Raw genomic sequence first — 25,139 nt, forward strand, 5'->3', positions numbered from 1 at the left:
CATTAATTGTAAATAAATTATTTTTGAAGGCAAAACCTTCGCAAAAATTATTTTTTAGTAGATTGATTCTTAACTTCTAAAACCCATTTTTCAAAAAGTTGAATTGTTTTTTGCTCAATTTCCTGATAGGTCAATCGGTCTTTTGTTTGGTAAAAAAACATGAAATTATAGGGTTGTTCTAAATGTTCCCGAAGTAAATGCTGGTTGAGTCGATACGTTTCACGAAGAATTCGTTTGAAATAATTCCGATCTACCGCGTGTTTGAAATATTTTTTTGAAACTGAAACGCCCATTTTCATTGGTTCGCCATCCATAAAATTTGCATCTGCAACGGCATAAACCAATCGTAACGGATATTTTGAAACTGATTTTCCTTTAGAGAAAAGTAGATCAATGCTTTTTTTGCTTTTGAGTTTGTGCTTTTTTGGGTAGGTAAAAGACATTTATAGATTTTAACTTGACTGACAAAGTTACGAAGGTTGTAAAGATGTTAGCGATTCAAAAATGTTATTTTTCAGAAAAAAATCGTTGTATAATTATTTAGAAACATTCACATTGTATACAATTTTTACATCGTCATAATTGATGTAAAACTGTTTTCGGTTGCCTTCATTTGTTCTAGTTACGATGAAAATTGTGCATAAACCACCAGAATTATCGGCACATTTCATGGGAATGGTTTCCTTGTTTTTTTCTACTACTTTCTCGCCGTATGCTAGAATATTATAAATCTGAATTTCTTGCGAGTTGATTACAATTCGGTCCTTAGTTCCGTCTAGCGTTATTACAACCGGAATTTTATTTACATCCGACCATTTTCCCCATTTTCCATTTGTATTTTTTTCAATTATACTAAAACTATCGGCTTTGAAACGATAGACTTGAGCAGAAATATCTTGGATTGAAAAGAAGATTAAGAAAAAAGGCACAATTATTTTTATAAATTTCATAGCTGGAATATTTGAGCCACAAAACTACAAATTCTATTCCACAAAAAAAGCGAACTTTTTAGGGTTCGCTTTATAGTAAATTTTAGTAGATTTAAATTTATTTCTGAATGTAACTATTATTTGCTTTATTCACGTCCGCCATCATTTCTGTCGGATCAATAATGATTTGTTTGATGTCCTTTTTAGATCGATCAATAGAAAATTGGTAGGTTCCAAAGCTCCAAGCCCAATCTGCAATAATCGTTCTTTTTAACTTTTGATACGGATTTGGTTTTTCGCCAAACATCATTCGCAACGGAATATAGAAGGATTCTGCAGTTCCATCGGTATATTCAACATAAAGATCAATTGGCATTGGCATTCTACCTAGTCGCTCTAGTGTAATTATGGTTTTATTGTCTTTTTCAGCCACTTCTTTAATTCCGTAATCAATTGTATTGGTTGTTCTCGTCCAATCGTTCAAATACCAACCTAATTCAGTTCCCGATACTTTTTCGGCAACTCTGATAAAATCGGTAGGCGTTGGATGTTTGAATGCAAATTCTTTATAATAACGACGAAGCGTTTTCATTAAATTTTCATTTCCAATGACGTACCCGAGTTGACTCAAGAAAATACTTCCCTTGCTGTAAGCCGAAATACTATAGGCTTGATTTACATCATGTCGGTCCGCATGAGTTGTTTGTGGCAATTCCTTTCCAGAGTTCACTAGGAAATAATAACTGTTGTAAGAGCTGGCTAACGGATTGTCGATCTTTTCTTCGTTAATCGCGTTTTCGGCAAGATCAGAAATGAAAGACGTAAAACCTTCATCCATCCAATAATGCTTGCTTTCATTTGTTGCCAAAACAAATTGGAACCACGAATGTGCCATTTCATGAGCCGTCACACCTTGCAAACCTTTCATCGTTCCATTTCCAAGGATTAGTGTCGACATTGCATATTCCATTCCGCCGTCTCCACCTTGAATAATTGAATATTGTTCGTAGGGATAAGGTCCCACATTTTCATTGAAAAACTGCATCAACTGAACCGCTTTTGGTTGGAGATTTTTCCAGTTTTCTAAAATTTCAGGATTGTTTTTGTACAGGAAATGAATTTTAGCTCCACCCGGAACTTGCGCTATATCATGAAGATAATCTTTGTCTGCAGCCCAAGTAAAATCATGCACTTTTGGCGCTAAGAAATGCCAAGTTAACATTTTCGTTTTCTTAGAATGTTGCACTACAACGCCATCATCTTGGTATCCATAACCAATTTGATTTGGATTCTGCAAATAACCGGTTCCACCGATAATATATTCTTTGTCTAACGTTATTTTTACATCAAAATTTCCCCAAACTCCATGAAATTCACGACCGATGTACGGATCAGGATGCCAGCCTTCAAAATCAAATTCTGCCATTTTTGGATACCATTGTGCCATAGACAATGCAATTCCTTCGGCACTATTTCTTCCGGAACGACGAATTTGAATTGGGACTTGTCCGTCAAAATTCATAGTAAAAGTTGATTTTTGATTCGGTAAAATGGGTTTTTGCAATTGCACTTCTAAAATGGTCCCAATTGTTTTTGTTGATGCAGATTGACCGTCTTGTTTGAAGTCCAGGACTTTTAGATAGCCAATTTCATTGGGTTTTAAAACACTAATCCGACTTTCAAAAGTAGTTTTTTCAGGTGTTTTGAATGTCTTGACCATTCGTCTATCTGGATCGGAAATACTTTGTAGTCGAGAATCCATTTCGCTTCCCGGTTGGAACGCATTATTAAACAAATGGAAATAAACTTTCTTAAGTGTATCAGGTGAATTATTAGTATAAATTAATTCTTGTTTTCCCTTGTACGTAAAGGATTTTACGTCCATGTTGACGTCAATTTTATAATCAGCTTGTTGTTGCCAATACGAACTGTTTTGAGCAAAACTGAACGAGCAAATGATTAAAAACAAGGAAGTGATTGTACTTTTTCTCATAACCTATATAAATAAAAACGGAAGGCGTGAACCTTCCGTTAGTTTGCAAAATTTTTAAATATTATTTTCTAGACATCTTAGCCGCCATTTGCAAAGCAGAATAAGCGTTAACAATTTTTCCTGATTTAGATAATGTAGAGAATGCTTTTTTCTCGCCATTTTTTCCACCTACTTGAACCATTCTGTTGATTGGTGTTCCTGAATTCATCAAGATATGTTTTACTTGACTTGCAGAAAGCTTCGGATAATACGAACGAATTAAAGCAGCAACTCCTGCAGCATTAGGAGATGCCATTGAAGTTCCAGCTAAATATTTATATGTATTTTCTGGAGTAGTTGCATAAATTTGAACTCCTGGAGCAAATACATCTACGTTTAAAGCACCAAAATTTGAGAAATTTGCAGCGATGTTATCACCGTATTCAAAATTTAAAGCACCAATAGTGATTAAATTATCAGCAAATTCTGTTTTTTTATCATCAGAATCATTTGGAAAATTTTCTTCAACATCAATATCTTTTGCATCATTTCCTGCAGCATGAACAATTAATACGTCGTTTTTCTCCGCGTATTTGATTGCGTCATACACCCATTGTTTGTGTGGAGAAAATGATTTTCCGAAACTTCCGTTGATTACTTTTGCACCATTGTCAACGGCATATCTAATTGCCAAAGCAATATCTTTATCGTACTCGTCACCGTCTGGAACGGCACGAACAGCCATAATTTCAACATTGTTTGAGGCAACTCCATCACCACCAATGTTGTTGTAACGGCCTTGAGCTACAATTCCTGCAACGTGTGTTCCGTGAAGCGCTTCGTCTTTATCTGGTCCAATTACGTTATTATTTCCGTATTTTGTATCTGTGATATCGTTAGGGTTATCACCTAAAATTTTACGGTAATCTTGTTTTAAATTATCGCCATTCAAAGTAGTAAGTGCTCCTTCTAATTCTTTTTTAATTTCCACTTTCAAATCAGCAACTGGCAATCCAAAAGAAAGCATTTGCTTCATGATTTGCTTACTTTGAACAATTTTAGCGTCCGTAGAAGTCACTTTTTCTAAATCTTCAACCGTATAAACGTCTTTTTTTAATTCTTTTTTGATGACTTCATCCGAAGAATTCACCGCCATCATCATCGCTTCTAATTGAGCACGTCCTTGAGTTGCTTCGGCGATTTTCTCGTCATTAAGTGCTTTTGCTGCTAAATAAGTAGCGTTATCCACTAATGATTTGTCTTTAATGATTCGTTCGTATTCCAGGTTTTCTTTTGTAATGTCGCCTAGGAAATTCCAACCGTGTATATCATCAATGTATCCATTATTGTCATCATCGATTCCATTTCCAGCAATTTCTTTTGGATTTGTCCAAACTGCAGCTGCTAAATCAGGGTGTTCAATATCAACACCTGAATCTACAATGGCAACAATTACTTTAACACCTTTTTTATCTTTCAATAATTCAGCGTAAGCCTTATCAACACTCATTCCAGGAATGGTATCGGTTATAATATCAAGATGACTCCAACGTTTCAATTGATCATCCGTAATTTTTACTTTCTTTACAGGAAGTGTATCTACGTTATACAATGCCACTTTTGTAGTACCGCAACCCGTCAAGGCTAAAGCTAAAGCAAGCGACAAATAAGTTAATTTTATTTTTTTCATTTTATAATTAAGTTTATAATTTTCAATTTATGAGTCTCAAAGGAATGAATTTTGTTACAGAATTTCTCAAAAATAACAAAATTTTTAGATTTTTGAAAGTCGGAATTCTAGGAACCGACGATTTCTTTTGTTTTGAAAACCTCTTTCATTCGAACTCCTTTTTCAGTTTCCTCAACAGTTATAATTTCATTGTTAGCATCGTGTTCAAGCCATAAATAATAATTATTTTGAGCTGCTTCTCTTAAGAATTTTTCTTTTTCAGGCAACGTCAATAAAGGTCGCGTGTCATAACCCATTACGTAAGGCAAAGGCAAATGACCTGCAGTTGGTAATAAATCAGCCATAAAGCAAATGGTTTTATCTTCAAACTGAATCTTAGGAACCATCATTTTATCGGTATGTCCGTCTGCGAAAAAAATGTCGAAATTCATTTCTGAACTTTTCGTCCAAGTAGTATTTCCTTTTTTAATAAAATGCAATTGACCACTTTCCTGCATTGGAAGAATGTTTTCTTTCAAGAAAGATGCTTTTTCTCTCGGATTTGGATTTGTTGCCCAATCCCAATGGTCTTCATTGCTCCAGAATCTTGCATTTTTGAACGCGACTTCATAACCGGTTTTGTCTTTATTCCAAATGATGCTTCCGCCACAATGATCAAAATGAAGGTGCGTCATAAAAACATCTGTAATATCGTCTCGGTGAAAACCGAATTTTGCCAACGACTTGTCAATTGAATGAGTTCCCCAAAGTGAATAATATCCAAAAAACTTCTCGGATTGCTTATTTCCCATTCCATTATCAATCAAAATCAAGCGGTTTCCTTCTTCAATAAGCATGCAACGCGTCGCAATATCGATGAGGTTATTTTCGTCGGCGGGATTTGTTTTGTGCCAAATTGTTTTTGGAACAACGCCAAACATTGCTCCACCGTCTAGTTTAAAATTTCCAGCTTCTATGGGATATATTTTCATTTGAAATAGCGTTTTTAAAATTCTTGTAAATATACGGGATTCCTTTTGGAGCGAAAAATCAATTTTTAAAAATCGAAGCAAATTAATGCGGCAATTCTCAAAATTTATAATTAAATCTCAAGAGACTATTGATTAAATTTAAAACATCATTTTAAAGTACTTAATTGTAGTAATTTAAGAAAAAATTTTCGTGATTCTGTTGCTTTTCTACTAATTGTTAGATGAATAATTGCTTCTATTTTTTAGTATAGTCAAATCAAATATTGCAATCGTTATAAAATTGTTACTTATGATTGAAAAAATAGATTTATATAGTAACTTTGCAGTTAATTTAGACAAAATCAAAATAACATGATTAAAGTATCTGATGACGCAAGTAGAAGAATTGTCGCGATGATGCAGGAAGGCGGTTATGATGCTGCAGCTGATTACGTGCGTGTTGGCGTAAAAAGCGGTGGTTGTTCTGGCTTGTCTTACGAGTTGAAATTTGACAAGGAATTGCATGAAAACGATAAAGTTTTTGAAGATAATAATGTAAAAATCGCAGTTGAGAAAAAATCATTCTTGTATTTAGCAGGAACAATTTTAGAATATTCAGGCGGATTGAATGGAAAAGGATTTGTTTTTAATAATCCAAATGCTTCAAGAACGTGCGGTTGTGGTGAGAGTTTCTCACTTTAAAATTTAAAAAATTCTTTCGAAATAAGTAGCTGAAAGAATTTCAAATAAAAACAAAATGGCAAAATATACTGAAGACGACTTAAAAGTTGAACTAGAAACTAAAGAATATGAGTACGGATTTTATACGGATTTGGAGTCGGATACATTCCCAATTGGTTTAAATGAAGACGTGGTTCGTGCAATTTCTAAAATCAAAGAGGAGCCGGAATGGATGACTGACTGGCGAATTGAAGCTTTTAGAGCTTGGGAACAAATGATTGAGCCGGAATGGGCAAATGTGCATTATACAAAACCTGATTTTCAAGCCATATCCTATTACTCTGCACCAAAAGCGGTTGACCCAAATAAAACTTTGGACGACGTTGACCCAGAACTTTTGGCGATGTACAAAAAACTAGGGATTTCTGTTGACGAGCAAAAGAAAATGAATAACGTAGCGATGGACATCGTTGTCGATTCAGTTTCAGTTGCAACTACGTTCAAGAAAACATTGGCAGAAAAAGGAATAATTTTCTGTGCTATTTCGGAAGCAATTAGAGAACATCCAGAATTAGTGAAAAAATATTTAGGGACAATCGTTCCGCAGAAAGATAACTTTTATGCTGCTTTAAATTCGGCTGTTTTCTCTGACGGAAGTTTTTGTTACATTCCAAAAGGCGTTCGTTGTCCGATGGAATTATCCACTTATTTCCGAATCAATCAAGGAGGAACAGGTCAGTTTGAAAGAACTTTATTGATTGCTGACGAAGGAAGTTACGTTTCTTACCTTGAAGGTTGTACAGCTCCAAGTCGTGATGAAAACCAACTTCACGCAGCTGTTGTTGAATTAATTGCTTTGGATAATTCAGAAATTAAATATTCAACGGTTCAAAACTGGTATCCCGGAAATAAAGAAGGTTTAGGTGGCGTTTTCAACTTTGTAACCAAAAGAGGATTGTGCGAAAAAGGCGCAAAAATTTCGTGGACACAAGTAGAAACAGGTTCTGCCGTTACATGGAAATATCCTTCTTGTATTTTAAAAGGTGATAATTCCGTTGGTGAATTTTATTCAATCGCAGTAACGAATAATCACCAGCAAGCCGATACAGGAACGAAGATGATTCACATTGGGAAAAACACGAAATCAACAATTATTTCGAAAGGAATTTCAGCTGGAAAATCACAAAATAGTTACAGAGGTTTAGTACGAATTAGTGCAAATGCTGATAATGCTAGAAACTTCTCACAATGTGATTCGCTTTTGATGGGAAATAACTGTGGAGCACACACTTTTCCCTACATTGAAAGTAAAAACCCGACTGCAAAAATTGAACATGAAGCTACGACAAGTAAAATTGGCGAAGACCAAGTATTCTATTGCAACCAACGTGGAATTCCAACCGAAAAAGCGATTGCATTAATTGTAAACGGTTTTGGTAAAGAAGTGTTGAATAAATTACCAATGGAATTTGCTGTGGAAGCACAAAAATTATTGGAAATTTCACTAGAAGGTTCGGTTGGTTAGAAAATTGTTTAAAGTTTAAGGTTTAAAGTTGAGCAACAGAACTTTAAAAATTTAGACAAAAAAACTTTAAACTAGGATTTTATGGCAACAATTAAAAAGTTTGAGGAATTAGAGATTTGGCAACAGGGGAGAATTTTGTCTCAACAAATTATTTTAATTTCGAAAGAAACAGAATTGAAGTCAGATTTTAGATTAAGAGACCAAATTAAGGCTTCTTCAGGTTCAGTTATGGACAATATAGCGGAAGGATTTGAAAGAAATGGAAAACTCGAGTTTAGACAATTTTTATCAATTGCAAAAGGTTCTGCAGGAGAGACAAGGTCACAACTTTACAGGGTTTTTGATAATTATTATATCAATCAAGAAAAGTTAGATTTTCTTGTTTTGGAATATGAAAAGTTAAGTGGTAAAATACAAAATTTTATTACCTATTTAAATAATAACGATTATAAAGGAACGAAGTTCAAATAACTTTAAACCTTAAACTTTAAACTTTACAGAAATGTTAAAAATAACAAATCTTCATGCTTCAATTGAAGACAAAGAAATATTAAAAGGAATCAACCTTGAAATCAAGGCAGGCGAAGTGCATGCGATTATGGGGCCAAACGGTTCTGGAAAAAGTACACTTTCGGCAGTAATTGCTGGAAATGAAACGTACACAGTAACAGAAGGTGCTGTGTATTTAGAGGATGAAGATTTAGCTGATTTAGCTCCTGAAGAACGCGCTCACAAAGGCGTTTTCTTGTCGTTTCAATATCCGGTAGAAATCCCTGGAGTATCGGTAACGAACTTCATGAAAACGGCGATTAACGAAAACCGTAAAGCAAACGGAAAAGCAGATATGCCAGCGAACGAGATGTTGAAATTAATTCGTGAGAAATCAGAATTATTGGAAATTGACCGTAAGTTTTTATCTCGGTCACTAAATGAAGGTTTTTCGGGTGGTGAAAAGAAAAGAAACGAGATTTTTCAAATGGCAATGCTAGAACCTAAAATTGCAATTTTGGATGAAACCGATTCAGGATTAGATATTGACGCATTGCGAATCGTTGCAAACGGTGTGAATAAGTTGAAAAGCGAAAATAACGCTGTATTAATTATCACGCACTACCAAAGACTTTTAGATTATATCGTTCCTGATTTTGTACACGTTTTATACGATGGAAAAATCGTGAAATCGGGCGGAAAAGAGTTAGCACACGAACTTGAAGAACGCGGTTACGATTGGATTAAAGCGGAAAATTAATTTGTTTAGAGTTCAAAGTTTAAGGTTCAACCAACTTTAAACAAATGAAACTTTAAACTTTAAACAAATAACAAAAAGATGGAATTAAAAGAAAAACTCATATCCTCATTCATGGCATTTGAAGAACGTGTGGACGTCAACGACTCTTTACACGATGTTCGAATCAATGCGATGAAGAATTTTGAAACCAATGGATTTCCTACCAAAAAAGAGGAAAATTGGAAATATACTTCGTTGAATTCGGTTTTGAAAAACGACTTTAGTGTTTTTCCAAAAAACGAAAATACCATTCAATATTCTGATGTAAAAAAATATTATTTACACGAAATTGACACCTATAAAGTCGTTTTTGTAGACGGCGTTTTTAGTTCGTTTTTGTCTTCAACGACACACGATGGAATTGACGTTTGCTTGATGGCTTCTGCTTTGACAAAGCCAAAATACAAAATGATTATTGATACCTATTTCAATCAAATTGCTCAAAAAGACGATAGTTTGACTTCGTTAAATACGGCATTTGCAATGGAAGGCGCTTACATCAATATCCCTAAAAATAAAGTTGCTGACAAACCTATTGAGATTATTAATTTCTCTACAGGAACTGAAGCAGCACTTTTGGTTCAACCTAGGAACCTAATTATTGTAGGCGAAAATTCGCATGTACAAATTATTGAGCGTCACCAGTCGTTGAACTCAAATCCGGTTTTGACGAATTCTGTAACCGAAATTTTTGCAGCAAAAAGAGCGATAGTAGATTATTATAAAATTCAAAACGATAACATTGAAGCTTCGTTGATTGACAATACTTATATTGCACAAAAGCAACAAAGTAATGTATCGGTTCATACGTTCTCTTTTGGAGGAAATATCACCAGAAACAACCTTAATTTCTATCACCAAGGCGAACACATTGAAAGTACGCTGAAAGGAATTACAATTTTAGAAGGTAAACAACACGTCGATCACCACACTTTAGTGCAGCACGCGACGCCAAATTGCGAAAGCCACCAGAATTATAAAACAATTTTAGGCGAAAGTTCAACAGGTGTTTTCAACGGAAAGATTTTCGTAGAAAAAGAAGCGCAAAAAACAGACGCTTTTCAGCAAAATAACAACATTTTATTAAGCGATAAAGCTACGATAAATGCAAAACCACAATTGGAAATTTTTGCTGACGATGTAAAATGTTCACACGGTTGTACAATCGGTCAATTAGACGAAACAGCAATGTTCTATATGCAATCGCGTGGAATTCCAAAGAAAGAAGCGAAAGCATTATTGATGTATGCGTTTTCTAATGACGTAATTCAAAGTATCAAAATTCCTGAATTAAAAGCAAGAATTACAAAAATTATCGCTACTAAATTAGGCGTAAATATGGGTTTTGATTTGTAGTTTTTAACCGCAAAGGTCGCATAAGATTTACGCAAAGGACGCAAAGTTTATTACTGAACTTTGCGTCCTTTGCGGTTTTTTACTTTGTGTACTTTGCGGTTAGTTTTTTATGGACGTCAATATATCAGTAGATTAAGTAACAGAATTTCCTGCTATTTTTTTACTTAAATCAATAATGATCTTACTTGAATGTATGTTTACCGTCAACTAGAATTTATTTGCGTCCATAAATAAAATGCCAGAACCATTCAACGATTTTACCATAACTGGCAAAGCTTCATTCGCTTTCGGATGAATATCGTGAAATAAAACAACTCCTTTTCTCCACAATAACATTAACGTGATTACTCTATCGGAAACTTCGGAAGCATTTATTTTCGAGTTCCAATCTTGTGAATCAATGTTCCATAACAGCACGGATGCGTTTATCGAATTTAAATAATTAGCGACTTTTTCGGTTCTTTGGCCGTAAGGCGGACGGAAATAACTTCTGCTATTTTTTGAATCTGTAATGGTTTTTATTTTGCCAAAAGTGTAGTCAATTGATTCTTGCCAAGTTTCTAAATATTGGTGTGATTTGTGAATTTTTCCGTGCGATTCCAACTTGTTGTTTGAATAAAGTTTGTTTAATTTTTCAGTCGATGTGGCGTTTATTCTGTTTTGTAATTGTTCTCCTAAAACAAAAAACATTCCGTTGAGGTTTAGCGATTTTAAGGTTGCCGTTAATTTATCCGTATTGCCATTTTCCTTGGTTGGTCCATCGTCAAAAGTCAAGAGAAACTCTTTATCTGCATAGTTACTTCCCGTAATTTCATTTGGTGCCAAAGTTAAAATTTCGCTGGAAGTTTTTGGAAATAAAAATGCCAATCGTGCCAATTCATTCGCATATTGCCGACTGAAATCTGACGCATTTGCATACCATAGTTTTAAATTTGCTGGAATACTTTTATCTAATTTTTCAGTTGCTTTTACAACATCTTGCCACGTACAATTTTTATTTATTGCAATGGTTTTGTCCAAAACCGTTTGACTTTTAATGGAGTGTAAATTTTGAAGAATCAGTTGTATTTGGTCTTTTTTCCAAGTAGAAAACGAATTTACATTAGCGGATTTAATGTTGTACTTCGCCTTAATTTCTTCGACGTTATTCAGATTTTGAATTTCTAGGAAACATTTGGCGTAGACCAAAATTTGCATCTTTGAAGCGTAATCAAAGTTTTCTACAGAATTTAAATTTTCTGGCCAAAGCGAACGGTCTATTTTTGCCACCTTTACTTGTGCATTCAAAAATGAACAAGTAAAGAGTAACAATAATAAAGTGACAATATTAGTTTTCATCACATTCCTAATTTTAATTTCATTCTAGCAATTCCTTTGTCATAAGCAGCATTTTGCTTTTTGCTCAAAGCCGACTTGTAATTATCTAATGCATCTTTAAACTGTCCTTTGTTTTCGTAAATCTTCGCAATATTATAGTAAGAACTCGCTTGAATCGTGTTGGTATTTGGTCCATTTGCTAAATCAATTGCTTTTCTATTTGCCCAAATGGCTTCGGCTTCATTATTTAATTTCTGAAAAGACAAACCTAAATTGCTGTATGCTTGACCGTTATTTGGATTCAATTCAATCGCTCTTTTGTAATACATTACCGATTGCTCCAATTGTTTTGAGTGATAAGCGGTTTCACCTTGTTGGTTTTTTTTGTTGGATTGTGCAATATCAGATTGACTTGTTGCATAACTTTCGGTAAGATTATTTTTACCTCTCAACACTTCTAATTGAGAACGAACGCGTTCCCATTCATTGGCATCGTAAAATTTATTGATGTCTTGAAAAGAACCACTTTCGTCAATCATAAAAACGACCCAAGTGTTTCCCTTCTTATTTCTAGGCACATTGTAAGAACGAATCAACGAATTTCCGATGTAAACATAAACCCGAGCGTCACTCACATTTGAAAGTCGACTTCCGCCGGAAATGTCTTTATCGCTGTAATCGTGAACGGCATAAATATACTTTTGACCTTGTTGTTTTTTATCAATAGTGATTGTTTCTGGTCCAAAACTATCCGTATCATCTACATCAAGATTTGCCATAGCACCTGTTTTATGGTAATAGCAAATGTGATTTCCAGGATACGAAAGATGCGAATCCACGTCTAAAGGTTGTTCTCCCCAACTCAAAACAATGCGCATTCCGTCCAATTGTTCCATAACTGGACTCAAAGCATAAGTCAAATTGTTAACTGGACCTTTAGTAACAAGCGTTGAATAACCTGATTTTTTAATAATTAAAGTGACCGAAGCATCGTCAACTCCACCAAAAACTTTTGGAATACTGATTTGTCCGTTTGAATTTGTTTTAACGGAAACCGATGTTTCTCCATTTTTCTGAAAAATAACTTCGGCATCTTTTATCTTTTGGTCTTTTACAACCGCACTTAAAACCTGAAGTTGTGATTTTTCTTGTGCAAAGCCAAAATAGCTAAACAACAAACAACTAATAAGGACGAATTTAAAGAAAATTGCTTTCATATTTTTTTTTAATAAATGTAACATAATAATTCTATGATTTTACGACTGGGTTTTATAACATTTTAAGTAAAAGTTAGTTTTCAAAACTCCCTAAAACCCCCTTCAAAAACCCATTAAAATCAAACGATTCATCGTCCGTCAATCCCATTCTGACAATTACTAAATCTTTAGATGGAATAATGATTACTTTTTGACCTTGAAAACCACTTGCATAATATAAATCTCGTGGAGCATCTGGATATTTCCCACTTGAGTTTAACCAAAAATGTCCACCATATCTTCCATCCGATGTTGGAGTAGGAGTGGCAACATATTTCGACCAAGAGCTGTCAAATAATTGTTCTCCGTTCCAATTTCCATTGTGTAAATAAAGTGTTCCAAACTTTGCCCAATCGCGAGTAGTTGCCCAAGCATAAGAAGAACCCACGTAATTTCCTGCCATATCGGTTTCTACAATCATTGAATACATTCCGATTTTATCGATTAAAGACGAATACCAAAAATCTAAATATTCTTGATGGGTTTTAAATTGCTTGCGCATAATTTTTGACAATAAATTAGACGTTCCTGAAGAGTAATTCCAACTTGCATTTGGTTTACCAATAAGTGGTTTTTCAAGTTGCACTTTTCCCATATCTTCGGCTTGAAAAAGCATTTTTGTGGCATCACAAATCCGGTCGTATTTTTCTTCCCATTCTAAACCCGAATTCATATGAAGTAAATCATTAATCTTGATGTTTTTTCTTTCATCATTTCTCCATTCTGAAATTGGCGCTGGATTATTAATGTCAATTTTATTCTGAAATTGTAAAATTCCAAAGTAAGTTGCTGTAATACTTTTGGTCATCGACCAACCTAAAATCTTCGAATTTTTGTCAAAACCTGTGTCGTATTTTTCAGCAATAATATGGTCTTTGTACAAAACAATTACTGAACGCGTTCTCTTTTCAACAGCATTATTTTCATCAAAAGCATTGGCAACCGCCTTGTTTAATTTCGAATAATCAATGTTTGAAAAAGTAGAATCTTTGGGTTCATTGGTGCCAAAAGGATAAGGAAAATCAATTTTTGGCTGAACACGTTTTGGAATCAAATACGGTTTTGAAACATCGAAATTTTCGTCAATTAATAAAGAACCCAATCCTACACGATAAACCGCTTTTCTTTTTTGCAAACCAAAAACAGATGAGGTAGCAAATTTTCCACTTTCGTCAATTGTATTTGTCGCCAAGCGAATCAGTTTAATATCATTGTCGCTTTTTTCAATTAAATCCAAAGAACGGTTGTCAATAAAATGAGCGGACGCCACGTTTTTAGCTGAAAAGCCTGAAATTAATTCTAATTTTGGATAGTTTGTAAATCCCAAATAGAAAACGACCACCAAAATCACGATTCCAATTATCTTAAGTGCTTTTTTCATAAATGTGCAAATTTTAAGGCAAGTTAAGTTTTTTCGTTAAATTAAAATAATGGCATATTTGTTTATCTTTGGATAAATCCAACCCGATATGAACAAAGTTTTTGATTTATTACTTTCAAAAAATTTCATCAGCAAAGAGCAACACCAAGCGGTAGCCGAATATCAAAAACTGCAATTATTTTCGATTAGAAATGAGTTGTTGTTTTTGATTTATATTTCTATTTTACTATTTACCACGGGAGTTGGCGTCATAATTTATAAAAATATTGACACGATTGGTCATACTATTTTACTGATTTTATTAGCGCTTGCCACTGCGGTTTGCTTTTATTTTTGTTATAAAAAATCAGAAGGTTTTTCTAAAGGCGAAGTAAAATTTGAAAATCCATTGTACGATTATTTAGTGCTTTTCACTACAATTTTACTCTGTACTTTTATTGGTTACTTTCAATATAATTTGAATTTTCAGGACGGTAATTATAGTGTAGCAACGTTAGTTTCGGCAATTGCAGCATTAGGAATGGCGTATTATTTTGATAATAAAAGCGCCTTAACTATTGGAATTACTGCTTTGGGAAGTTTCATTGGTCTTTCCATACAAGTACAAACACTTATTGAAAACGATAATTTTGACGACCCAAGACTGATTTTTGCTGGACTTGTATTTGGAGGATTATTAATTGCTTGGCAAATTTTATCGGTAAAATATGCACTGAAAACGCATTTCAGTTTTGTAATACTAACGTTTGCCTTGCATCTTCTCGCATTGAGTTGTTTTGGTGGTTATTTCCAATATGATTTGTGGATTATTTACATCGCAATTTTAGGAGCGGTACTTTATTATTTTTACAAAAAAAGCATTGAATTTAAGGCAATGTCTTGGTATGTCTTTATATTAATCTATGGGTATTTTGGTGTAAATTTTTTACTTTATAAAGTTCTAGACACGTTGAGTTTAGACGCGTTTTTTGAATTCATTTCCATTTTATCGCCATTTTATTTTATTGGTTCCATCATCTTGTTCGTAAAATTGATTAGAGACTTTAAAAAGAAAATCAATGTTAGCTAGTAATTTCAACAACATACAGAATCATTTTCTGATTGAAGAATTAGAGAAATTGGAAAGTCTCGATTTTGTTTCAAAAGAGCAATTAGACACGATAAAGAAAACCACAGTTTCTACAAAAACCAATTCCAATCTTTTGGTACGTTTTGCATTTTTTCTATTGGGAAATTTTGTTATTTCTTCTGCTTTAGGAGCTGTCGGACTTTTTTTAACGATGATGGAAGGACAAGATGCTTTTGCTTTTGCCTTTCTTTTGGCGGGAATTGCGAGTTTCATCGTTGCAGAACTCATTTGTAAAAAGAATTTTTTCGCTTACGGTTTTGACGATTCTTTTATTTTATCCATCACTTTATTTTTAACTATTTCAGTTGGAATTTACACTGAAAATGTAACGGCCATTTTACTGACCTTTATAGCTTGCAACGTCTTTTGTACCATTCGTTACGTTCACGTTGCTTCTGCTTTCTTTGCGATATTTGGATTGGTGGGTTTGATTGGTTATGCTATAATTGCAGACCATATTTTACCAAGTTATTATTTACCAATAGTGGTTTTTTTAATTGCAGTTGGCTTGTACTTTTTGCAACATTTACTTGCGAAAAGCGTTCAGAATTTCATTTATGCAAATGTTTTTCAATTAGTTAAAATTATGAGTTTGTTATTGGCGTATGCATCATTGAATTATTTTGTAGTGCTTGAAATGTCGGAACTTTTATTGGATATGAATATGATGTCAACTGATTACTTACCCTTCTCCTCTTTATTTTATTTTGCAACTTTCGGCATTCCAATTTTATATATTTTTGTGGGATTAAAGAAAAGAGACCGGACATTTTTTTGGATGGGATTATTGGCTTTTGCAGCAGGATATGCCACGATTCGGAATTACTATTACATTGTAGAACCGGAAATTGAGCTGATGGCAGTTGGTTTGCTTTTATTTGGAATCGTCTATTTTTGCATAAATAAATTAAAAAATAAAGCAGACGGGATTACATTTAAAGAAGATAAAAGCCTAAATCCGATGGCGTTTGATGTAGTAAAAGCAATCTTGATTAACGCGAATGTAAATGTCAATTCACCAACTTCTGAACAATCGCCAATGGAATTTGGTGGTGGAGGATTTAGCGGTGGAGGAAGTGGTGGCGATTTTTAGTACTTTCTGATTCACAAAAAAGCGATAAATTTCAAATTTTCAGAACGCATAATTTGTAATTATTAACACGATTTTACACTTCGTTCGGTTGAAATTTTAGTACTTTTGTATTTAGATTTTTTCTAAATAACTATGTTAGACATTCAAAAAATACGCGCTGATTTTCCCATTCTTTCACAAAAAGTAAATGGCAAACCCTTGGTTTATTTTGATAACGGCGCGACTTCACAGAAACCAGAAGTCGTAATTGATGCGATTTCGAAGTATTACTCTGAAATTAATGCCAATATTCACCGTGGCGTTCACACGTTGAGTCAACTCGCAACGGATGCTTATGAAGAATCCCGTTTGAAAATGCAGAAGCATATAAATGCTAAATTCTCTCATGAAGTTTTATTTGTAGCAGGAACGACACACGGAATTAATTTGGTTGCCAATGGTTTTGCTTCGATTTTAAAATCAGGTGATGAAATTTTAGTTTCGGCTTTAGAACACCATTCTAATATTGTGCCTTGGCAAATGTTGTGTGAAAAAACTGGAGCAATTTTGAAAGTGATTCCGATGGATCAGAACGGAGAATTGATTCAAAGTGAATTCGATAAATTGCTATCGGATAAAACTAAAATTGTTACTGTAAATCATATTTCAAATGCTCTTGGAACTATCAATCCAATTAAGGAAATGATTTCTAAAGCAAGGAAATTTGGCGCAGCCATTTTAATTGACGGCGCTCAAGCAGTTCCACATTTAATACCTGATGTGCAAGATTTAGATTGTGATTTTTACGTTTTCTCTGGACATAAAATTTGTGCACCAACAGGAACTGGAATTTTATACGGAAAAGAAGCTTGGTTAAACAAATTGCCTCCGTATCAAGGAGGTGGAGAAATGATTAAGGAAGTGACTTTTGAGAAAACGACTTATGCAGAATTGCCTCATAAATTTGAAGCCGGAACGCCTAATATTTCAGGTGGCATTGTGCTTGGTGTTGCAATTGATTATATGAATGAAGTTGGTTTTGACAACATTCAGCAGCAAGAAAAGTTGTTGTTAGATTATGCAACTGAGAAGCTTTTAGAAATTGAAGGATTAAAAATATACGGCCCTCAAGTTTCGAGTGGAAATAAAACGTCAGTGGTTTCATTCAATATTGATGGAATTCATCCGTACGATATTGGAACAATAATTGACAAACAAGGAATAGCCGTTCGAACAGGACATCATTGTGCACAACCGATTATGAATTTCTTTGAAATTCCGGGTACCATACGTGCTTCGTTTGCATTTTATAATACTATTGAAGAAATTGATTTAATGGTTACCGCGATCAAAAAAGCCCAAAAAATGTTATCTTAAACTTACTATATGAAAGTATTTATCTCCTTGTTTTTATCTGTTTTACTGTTAAATAGTTGCAGTCCAAAAATAACACAAGAAATGAAAGAATCAACGATTACCTATCAAGCATTATCAAGAGGCTTTTACTTGAATGTGGAAATTAAAGGAGATAAGATGACGATTATTCGTGAGCGTGATTCTCTTGGAAAAGATTATGTTCTAAATAATGCTGATGCACAAGATCTTTCAAAATTGTACGGTAAAGTAAATTTAAAAGAACTTAATGATTACAAAGGGCCGACGGAAAAACGTTTTTACGACGGTGCTGCAATTGGTACTTTGATGATAACTTACCAAGGAAAAAGTTACAATTCACAAGGTTTTGACCACGGAACGCCACCGGTTGAAATAGCAGATTTTATAAATAAAATAGTTTCATTTACAGAAAAATAAGATGAACATACAAGCGATACAAGAAGAGATTATTGACGAATTTTCGATGTTTGACGATTGGGACGAACGGTTTCAATACGTGATTGATTTAGGGAAAAGTTTGCCTTTGATTGAAGAAAAATATAAAACAGAAGACAACATTATTAAAGGATGTCAGTCAAAAGTATGGTTGCATGCGGATGAAAAGGATGGTAATTTGATATTTACAGCTGATAGTGACGCCATTATTACGAAAGGAATTATTGCAGTTTTGATTCGGGCTTTTTCAAATCAAAAGGCAAAGGACATTTTGGATGCTGAGACAACTTTTATTGACCAGATTGGGTTAAAAGAACAATTATCGCCTACTCGTGCAAACGGATTGGTTTCGATGATAAAACAAATAAAATTATACGCTTTGGGTTTCGAAGCAAAAAAATAAACGCTCGGTATGCAAAAGTTTTTAGTATTACTCGTTTTATTGAGTTTTCAATGTGGCTTTTCGCAAACGCCGTTTGAGAAGATGCCTGAAAATGCAAAAGAGATTCATTTTACGTACAAGCAGAAACTGAAAGTACATATTGATGAAAGTGGAGTTTATGCTGATTCCTTGTTTTTCAAGACTTATTTTCCTCAAATACATTCCACAAAAGTGATTCACCCAAAAGCTTACTATTTGAATACTAAAGTGGAATTGAAAGCTTTTAAAAACGAAGATAAAAGACAATTAGCAGGTATCTTGTATCATAATAACGAGTCGTATGTTGGAATTCATTTTATGGAACAAAACAAAAGTGTGATTTGGGCAGAAAGAAATGACGAAGCTGTTAAAGCGATTTTTAAAAAATATTTTAAACAGAGCTACTCTAAATTTAAGTATAAGATAGAGATTTACTACGATAAACAAGTAAAGCATGTTCTGTATCCAAGTGCGTATTATCAATTTGGGTTTGCTGAAATTCAAAAACAAATCAATTGGATTTCAAAAACGGAAGGTGTTTATTCCGAAGTTATAAAAGACAAACGATATTCCTATGCGTTAACATTTGACGAAAATTTATCGAAGTACGTTTCGATGGGTTATATCTTTAAAAACAGCGATTTTGGCGTAAGCAAAATAGAATCGTTTGAGAGCATTTTACAATTAATAGAAGTTAAGTATAAATAATAGAAAGATGGAACAAGAAATAGATACAAATGCATTGGGCGAAGCGATCGTAAAGAAGTTAAAAACAATTTATGATCCAGAAATACCAGTTGACATTTACGAATTGGGATTGATTTACGACGTAATGGTGAATACGGATTTAGAAGTGAAAATTTTGATGACACTTACTTCTCCAAATTGTCCTGTTGCTGAAAGTTTGCCTCGTGAAGTGGAGGAAAAAGTAAAGGGAATTGAAAATGTAAAAGGCGCTGAGGTTGAAATTACGTTTGATCCACCATGGACGAAAGATTTAATGAGCGAAGAAGCGAAGTTAGAACTTGGGATGCTTTAAGAAGTTGTCAGTTCTCAGTTGACGGTTCTCAGTTTTGCAGAACTAAAAAACTTCAAGAACTAGGATAATTTTGATATAGATTCGATTTTTTATTTAGTAGGGTGATCAGAAAGATAACTGATAGCCGACAACTGACAACAAAAAAAATGGACGAAATAATAAATAAAGTTGCTAATTCGACTTTAGTAGTTTTCGATTTAGAAGATTATTACCAAAAGGGAATTCGCACAGAGATTGATTTATCACAATGGTTGATTGAAGGATTTCTTTTGCGAGAAAAAGAGTTTCGTGCTTCATTGTTAGCACATGATTGGCAACAATACCAAGACCATTACGTAGCAATTTCGTGTAAAACAGATGCAATTGTTCCCGCTTGGGCTTCCATTTTGGTAACCATGTATCTCGCTCCTTTTGCAAAAAAAATAGTGAGCGGTACATTAGAAGATTTAGAAACTTCGTTATACCAAGATGTTTTAGCAACGGTGGATTACAGTATTTATGAGGGAAAACCTTTAATTATCAAAGGCTGTTCAAGGAAACCGGTTCCAATGAGTGCTTATCTTTTTGCAGCAAAATACTTGCAGCCGTATGCGAGAAGTATTATGTATGGAGAAGCTTGTTCGGCAGTTCCTTTGTATAAAGCAAAGAAAAATTAACACGTGTAATTGAATATTGTACTAATAGATTTTTTATCTTGTCGTTAGAATTTTAAAACCTACCTATGAAAAAGATTATATATACACTAGCCTTTTTTGGATTGATTACTGTTGCACAAGCACAAGAAACGCCAAAAGATACAGTCAGTTATTGGAAATCAAAAGGTAATGTTTCGCTTTTATTCAATCAGTCAAATTTTAGCAATTGGACTGCTGGAGGTGAAAATAACTTGTCGGGAAATTTTGGACTTAATTACGGTTTAGAATACGCGAAAGGCGAGTGGACTTGGGACAACAAATTAATGGCTTCTTATGGTTTAGTGAAAACTAAAAATGCTTCCTTTGAAAAGAAAACAGATGACCGACTGGAGTTCAATTCTATTTTAGGTAAAAAAGCGGTGGGCAATTGGTCTTATTCTGCTTTTTTAAATTTTAGAACGCAGATTACTAAAGGTTATGTTTACGGTAAAGATGTAAATGGAGCTGAAATTAGAACAGAAAGTACTGATTTTTTATCACCTGGCTATTTGACTTTTGGACCTGGAATGTTGTATAAGAAAGATGATAATTTGAAAATTAATATTGCACCTGCAACATCTAAATTGACTTTTGTGGATGACTTCTATACCTCGCAACCTGGTTACGTGGACGGCAGTTATTTTGGAGTTGATGCAAATGAATCCATGCGATACGAATTTGGGTTTTATGGTTCTGTTTATTATAAATTGAACATTATGGCAAACGTTTCTGCTGAAAATATCTTGAATTTATATTCGAATTATTTGGAAGAAACAAAAAATGTAGATGTAGATTATTCGTTGAATATCGTAATGAAAATCAACCGTTATTTGTCTACGAATTTATCTTTTCAAGCTATTTATGACGACAATGCTTTTCAGGGATTACAAACCAGACAAGTATTTGGTGTTGGCGTGAATTACGGTTTTTAATTTTACCTTTCCTATTGATAGCAAAAAAGCTTTTAGAAATTTCTAAAAGCTTTTTTGATTTAATCTATTCCTCTTCGTCCTCTTCCTTATCTTCTTTTTCAATTGCATCTTTATAATCGGGATACAGAAATTTATTATACGGAAATCTTGTAATGTGAATGGTTCGAACGGTTTCGTACACTAATTCTCTAAAAGACTCAAAGTTTTCTTTGTTTACTGCCGAAATAAAGAGCGTATTCTCTTGCCCCATTTTATGCATCCACGTTTGTTTCCATTCTTCGAGCGTATAATGTTTTGACGTTTTTTCGGTAATCAAATCGTCTTCGTCAATGGTCAAATATTTGTATGCGTCAATTTTGTTGAAAACCATGATTGTTGGCTTGTCATCGCTTTTTATGTCTTTCAAAATTTGATTAACCGACTCGATGTGGTCTTCAAATTCTGGATGCGAAATATCTACCACATGCAATAAAAGATCTGCTTCACGTACTTCGTCCAACGTACTTTTAAAAGAATCTACTAATTGAGTAGGTAATTTTCTGATGAAACCTACGGTGTCTGATAATAGAAAAGGCAAGTTTTTAATTACCACTTTTCTCACAGTCGTGTCTAAAGTAGCAAACAATTTATTTTCGACGAAAACGTCGCTTTTACTAATGACATTCATCAAAGTCGACTTTCCAACATTGGTATATCCCACTAAAGCAACACGAACCATTGCACCACGATTTCCTCTTTGAACAGACTGTTGACGGTCAATTGTTTTTATTTTTTCTTTCAAAAGTGAAATACGATCGCGAACAATTCGTCTATCGGTTTCAATTTCAGTTTCTCCAGGACCTCTCATTCCAATTCCACCTTTTTGACGTTCAAGGTGTGTCCACATTCCTGATAATCGAGGTAAAAGATATTGGCACTGAGCTAATTCCACTTGCGTTCGAGCGTAAGAAGTTTCTGCACGTTGCGCAAAAATGTCTAAAATTAAATTGGTACGGTCTAAAACCTTACAATCTAAAATTTTAGTAATGTTTTTTTGCTGAGAAGGAGTCAATTCATCGTCAAAGATGACGGTTGAAATTTCATTTTCTTTAATATAAAGATTGATTGCATCCATTTTACCCGTTCCTAAAAATGTTTTAGGATTAGGTCGCTCCATCTTTTGTGAAAATCTTTTTACTACTTCGCCTCCCGCGGTAAAAGTAAGAAAATCGAGTTCGTCAAGATACTCTTTGAGCTTCTCTTCATCTTGCTTTTGAGTGATTATTCCTACGATTACGGTTCTTTCGAAATTTATTTTTTGTATCTCTAACATAGCTTTGTTTGTAGTACAAAAGTAATCATTTATGTAATTTTATTTCAAATTTAACACTGTTGATTTTGTCGAATAGAAAGTAATAATTGTTAAATGTAAAAAAATGTTAGAACTTTTCTTAAATTTTGTTAAATTTGACTTTCCATATTTAATTGGAATTACTATTAAAAACCTATAAATTTTTCATTTCATGAAGAAAATTACCTTATTATTACTCGCGATTTTATACTCTTTCGTCGGGTATTCACAGTTCCCTGAGAACTTTGAGAGTACGACAGTTGCCGGTGGTTTCCCCACAGGTTGGCTTGTTACGGACAATGGAGTAGGCACCAGTGTAAGCTGGGCTATAACGGACGTTCCAAGTGTTGTTATCAATGGCACGAAGTCGGCTTATATCAATAGACAAAATATTGGTATGGGCAATACTTCGGAGGACTGGTTGATCAGTCCAGCGACATTGATACCTACAAACGGTCAGTTGCGATTTCTGACCCAGCAAACATTGCCAGGGAATCAACAAACCTTGTATCAGATTCGGATTTACTCTGGAGCGTCTCAATCGGCTTTGTCTTCGTACACTGTTTTGAAGCAATGGACCGAATTTGAATTAAACGCAGTACATAATGTGGTAGAGGAGAAAGTCGTAGATTTTCCTACAGCCTCAATAGGAACCAATACCTTTATCGCATTTGTAAGAGTGTATACCCAACCAACGGCAGGTGTAGATGGAGACCGCTGGTTAGTGGATGATATCAACGTGGTTCAAAAATGTTTGACGCCTTCTAACTTAAGTGCCAATACGATTGCCGCTACAACGGCTAATTTATTTTGGCCTGCAGTCACTGGAGCCACAGGATATGACTTGGAAATCTTAACTTCTAGTACCCCAGCCACAGGTACTCCAACCAATTCAAGCGTAGGACCTACGTTTCCAGCGGAAAACTTGTCACCAAACACCAATTATAAATATTACGTACGAACCAATTGTGGAGGCGGAAACTTCAGTGAATGGGTAGGGCCTTTTAACTTTACGACCCTAGCCATTGGAACAGCCTGTTCAGATCCTATACTTATTTCGAGTTTGCCTTATCAAACTGTTGATAATACGGGAAATTTCGGAAACTTATTAGCAGGACCTCAAGTAGCTTCTTGTATTTCAGGAAGTGTAAACTACCAATCGGGTAACGATGTTTTCTATAGCTATACCGCTACAGCGAGTTGCCCGGTAAGTTTTACATTAAACTCGGCACAAACACGCTCTTCGATGTTCATTTACGCAAGTTGTGCAGGACTTACAGGCCCTTGTTTAGGAGCCGCTGGAGATGCAACCAATGCTACTCGAGTAATCAACCTTGCAGTTACCGAAGGCGTTACGTACATCATCGTAATATCTTCAAACGTACAATCGCCAACAGTAGGCTATAACTTGTTAATTCAATGTGAAAACTGTCCTTCAAAACCAACGGATTTATTGGTAGCAAATACCACTTTAAATGGCGCTGATTTTTCATGGACCGCACCTACAGGAACTGTAACTTCTTACCAAGTAGCAGTACAATCTCAAGGAAGTACAGTACCATCAGGAGCTGGACAGTATATAGGAATTACCGGAACTACTTTTACACCAACCGATTTAGATCCAGCTACTCCATACCAATATTGGGTACGTTCAGAATGTTCTCCAGGGGTATTTAGTGCTTGGTCAGGACCGATCTTATTCAACACCCAAATTTGTGCCCCAGCCGATAAATGTGACTACACCTTTAGAATGACCGACAGTGCCAATAATGGATGGAATGGAGCACTTATGCAAGTGCGTCAAAACGGCATTATTGTAGCAACAATAGGAAGTACGTACACGTTTCAACAAGGAGCAGGACCAGTGGATGTAATAGTGCCACTTTGTACCAACGTTCCGTTTGATATTTTCTGGAGTGTACCAGGAACACAACCCCAACAATGTATTGTAACAGTTATCAATAAATTTGGACAAACTATTGCAAAAGTAATTGGAGCAGATGAAACAGTAGGGACCTCAATTTATAATAATGTAGTGAATTGTACCGCTCCATTATGTAACATTGCACCAATCAACGTAACAGTCACTTCTATTACCACTACCGGCGGAACCATTAACTGGGAAGCACCAGGGACAGAAGGAGTAGGATTTGATATTTATATTGTACCAACAGGACAAGGAGCACCGGATGAAAATAGCACACCTACTTTCTCAGGAACAAACGGAACTGCAGCACCATTTTCTTTCAATATACCAGTACCCAATACATTAATACCCGATACTTCTTACGATGTATATGTACGTGTAGAATGTAGTGCACCAGCAGATTCACCATGGTCTGTTGTAAAAACATTTAAGACATTACC

24 protein-coding genes are annotated in these 25,139 nt (G+C 34.6%); 15 read left to right on the forward strand and 9 right to left on the reverse strand.

The window, feature by feature from the left end; genetic code table 11:
- Positions 1–47 precede the first annotated feature (47 nt).
- The 5 genes from rnpA to YWA_RS0107245 all read right to left on the reverse strand — a co-directional run bounded on the left by rnpA (position 48) and on the right by YWA_RS0107245 (position 5,562).
- Positions 48–443, reverse strand: coding sequence for a ribonuclease P protein component (gene rnpA, locus YWA_RS0107225; RefSeq protein WP_022827836.1), 396 nt, complete (start codon positions 441–443; stop codon positions 48–50).
- Between the two features lie 93 nt (positions 444–536).
- Positions 537–950, reverse strand: a complete 414-nt coding sequence (locus tag YWA_RS0107230) for a hypothetical protein (RefSeq protein ID WP_022827837.1) — start codon at positions 948–950, stop codon at positions 537–539.
- Between the two features lie 97 nt (positions 951–1,047).
- Entirely contained in the window at positions 1,048–2,922 is a 1,875-nt protein-coding gene (locus YWA_RS0107235) for a M1 family metallopeptidase (protein ID WP_022827838.1), read from the reverse strand.
- A 61-nt stretch (positions 2,923–2,983) separates the two neighbouring features.
- A complete protein-coding gene (locus YWA_RS0107240; protein WP_022827839.1) occupies positions 2,984–4,591 on the reverse strand; it encodes a S8 family peptidase in 1,608 nt (535 codons plus the stop codon).
- A 107-nt stretch (positions 4,592–4,698) separates the two neighbouring features.
- A complete protein-coding gene (locus tag YWA_RS0107245; protein ID WP_022827840.1) occupies positions 4,699–5,562 on the reverse strand; it encodes an MBL fold metallo-hydrolase in 864 nt (287 codons plus the stop codon).
- A 351-nt stretch (positions 5,563–5,913) separates the two neighbouring features.
- On the opposite strand from YWA_RS0107245, the gene YWA_RS0107250 reads away from it, so the two are divergent.
- The 5 genes from YWA_RS0107250 (at position 5,914) to sufD (ending at position 10,391) form a co-directional block, all read left to right on the forward strand.
- On the forward strand, positions 5,914–6,243 hold the full coding sequence (locus YWA_RS0107250; RefSeq protein WP_022827841.1) for a HesB/IscA family protein: 330 nt from the start codon (positions 5,914–5,916) through the stop codon (positions 6,241–6,243).
- 55 nt (positions 6,244–6,298) lie between these two features.
- Positions 6,299–7,747: a Fe-S cluster assembly protein SufB gene (sufB, locus tag YWA_RS0107255; protein WP_022827842.1), complete on the forward strand. Its 1,449-nt coding sequence runs from the start codon at positions 6,299–6,301 to the stop codon at positions 7,745–7,747.
- Positions 7,748–7,828: 81 nt separating this feature from the next.
- The gene (locus tag YWA_RS0107260; RefSeq protein ID WP_022827843.1) at positions 7,829–8,218 is read left to right on the forward strand and encodes a four helix bundle protein; all 390 of its coding nucleotides are present in this window, start codon (positions 7,829–7,831) and stop codon (positions 8,216–8,218) included.
- 31 nt (positions 8,219–8,249) lie between these two features.
- A complete protein-coding gene (gene sufC, locus YWA_RS0107265; protein WP_022827844.1) occupies positions 8,250–8,996 on the forward strand; it encodes a Fe-S cluster assembly ATPase SufC in 747 nt (248 codons plus the stop codon).
- A gap of 78 nt (positions 8,997–9,074) precedes the next feature.
- Complete coding sequence (gene sufD, locus YWA_RS0107270) at positions 9,075–10,391, forward strand: Fe-S cluster assembly protein SufD (protein ID WP_022827845.1); 1,317 nt, start codon at positions 9,075–9,077, stop codon at positions 10,389–10,391.
- Between the two features lie 207 nt (positions 10,392–10,598).
- On the opposite strand, the gene YWA_RS0107275 is transcribed toward sufD, so the two are convergent.
- The 3 genes from YWA_RS0107275 to YWA_RS0107285 all read right to left on the reverse strand — a co-directional run bounded on the left by YWA_RS0107275 (position 10,599) and on the right by YWA_RS0107285 (position 14,345).
- Entirely contained in the window at positions 10,599–11,729 is a 1,131-nt protein-coding gene (locus YWA_RS0107275; RefSeq protein WP_022827846.1) for a polysaccharide deacetylase family protein, read from the reverse strand.
- The gene (locus YWA_RS0107280; protein WP_051126934.1) at positions 11,729–12,925 is read right to left on the reverse strand and encodes a tetratricopeptide repeat protein; all 1,197 of its coding nucleotides are present in this window, start codon (positions 12,923–12,925) and stop codon (positions 11,729–11,731) included. The genes YWA_RS0107275 and YWA_RS0107280 overlap by 1 nt, the downstream gene beginning before the upstream one ends.
- 73 nt (positions 12,926–12,998) lie before the next feature.
- A complete protein-coding gene (locus YWA_RS0107285; protein WP_022827848.1) occupies positions 12,999–14,345 on the reverse strand; it encodes a serine hydrolase domain-containing protein in 1,347 nt (448 codons plus the stop codon).
- Positions 14,346–14,433: 88 nt separating this feature from the next.
- On the opposite strand from YWA_RS0107285, the gene YWA_RS0107290 reads away from it, so the two are divergent.
- From YWA_RS0107290 to YWA_RS0107330, 9 genes are all read left to right on the forward strand, one after another.
- Positions 14,434–15,414 carry a DUF2157 domain-containing protein gene (locus YWA_RS0107290; RefSeq protein WP_022827849.1) on the forward strand — a complete coding sequence of 327 codons (981 nt, stop codon included), beginning with the start codon at positions 14,434–14,436 and terminating at the stop codon, positions 15,412–15,414.
- Positions 15,404–16,567, forward strand: a complete 1,164-nt coding sequence (locus tag YWA_RS0107295; RefSeq protein WP_022827850.1) for a hypothetical protein — start codon at positions 15,404–15,406, stop codon at positions 16,565–16,567. Before YWA_RS0107290 ends, YWA_RS0107295 begins: the two co-directional genes overlap by 11 nt.
- 132 nt (positions 16,568–16,699) lie before the next feature.
- Positions 16,700–17,923, forward strand: a complete 1,224-nt coding sequence (locus YWA_RS0107300) for an aminotransferase class V-fold PLP-dependent enzyme (protein ID WP_022827851.1) — start codon at positions 16,700–16,702, stop codon at positions 17,921–17,923.
- Between the two features lie 9 nt (positions 17,924–17,932).
- On the forward strand, positions 17,933–18,358 hold the full coding sequence (locus YWA_RS0107305; protein WP_040472129.1) for a hypothetical protein: 426 nt from the start codon (positions 17,933–17,935) through the stop codon (positions 18,356–18,358).
- Position 18,359: 1 nt separating this feature from the next.
- Positions 18,360–18,779, forward strand: coding sequence for a SufE family protein (locus tag YWA_RS0107310; protein ID WP_022827853.1), 420 nt, complete (start codon positions 18,360–18,362; stop codon positions 18,777–18,779).
- 9 nt (positions 18,780–18,788) lie between these two features.
- A complete protein-coding gene (locus YWA_RS0107315; RefSeq protein WP_022827854.1) occupies positions 18,789–19,505 on the forward strand; it encodes a hypothetical protein in 717 nt (238 codons plus the stop codon).
- Between the two features lie 7 nt (positions 19,506–19,512).
- The gene (locus YWA_RS0107320; RefSeq protein WP_022827855.1) at positions 19,513–19,836 is read left to right on the forward strand and encodes an SUF system Fe-S cluster assembly protein; all 324 of its coding nucleotides are present in this window, start codon (positions 19,513–19,515) and stop codon (positions 19,834–19,836) included.
- Between the two features lie 146 nt (positions 19,837–19,982).
- On the forward strand, positions 19,983–20,492 hold the full coding sequence (locus tag YWA_RS0107325) for a DUF2480 family protein (protein WP_026718654.1): 510 nt from the start codon (positions 19,983–19,985) through the stop codon (positions 20,490–20,492).
- Positions 20,493–20,557: 65 nt separating this feature from the next.
- Entirely contained in the window at positions 20,558–21,442 is an 885-nt protein-coding gene (locus YWA_RS0107330) for a DUF3078 domain-containing protein (protein ID WP_022827857.1), read from the forward strand.
- Positions 21,443–21,506: 64 nt separating this feature from the next.
- Here the strand turns inward: YWA_RS0107330 and hflX are convergent, their stop codons facing one another.
- Positions 21,507–22,754, reverse strand: a complete 1,248-nt coding sequence (gene hflX / locus YWA_RS0107335) for a GTPase HflX (protein ID WP_022827858.1) — start codon at positions 22,752–22,754, stop codon at positions 21,507–21,509.
- Between the two features lie 190 nt (positions 22,755–22,944).
- Between hflX and YWA_RS0107340 the strand changes: the two genes are divergently transcribed.
- Positions 22,945–25,139, forward strand: a 2,195-nt coding sequence (locus YWA_RS0107340) for a fibronectin type III domain-containing protein (RefSeq protein WP_022827859.1), incomplete at its 3' end; no start/stop codon positions are given.

The sequence above is a fragment of the Flavobacterium antarcticum DSM 19726 genome (assembly GCF_000419685.1).
GTDB classification, from domain to species: Bacteria; Bacteroidota; Bacteroidia; order Flavobacteriales; family Flavobacteriaceae; genus Flavobacterium; species Flavobacterium antarcticum.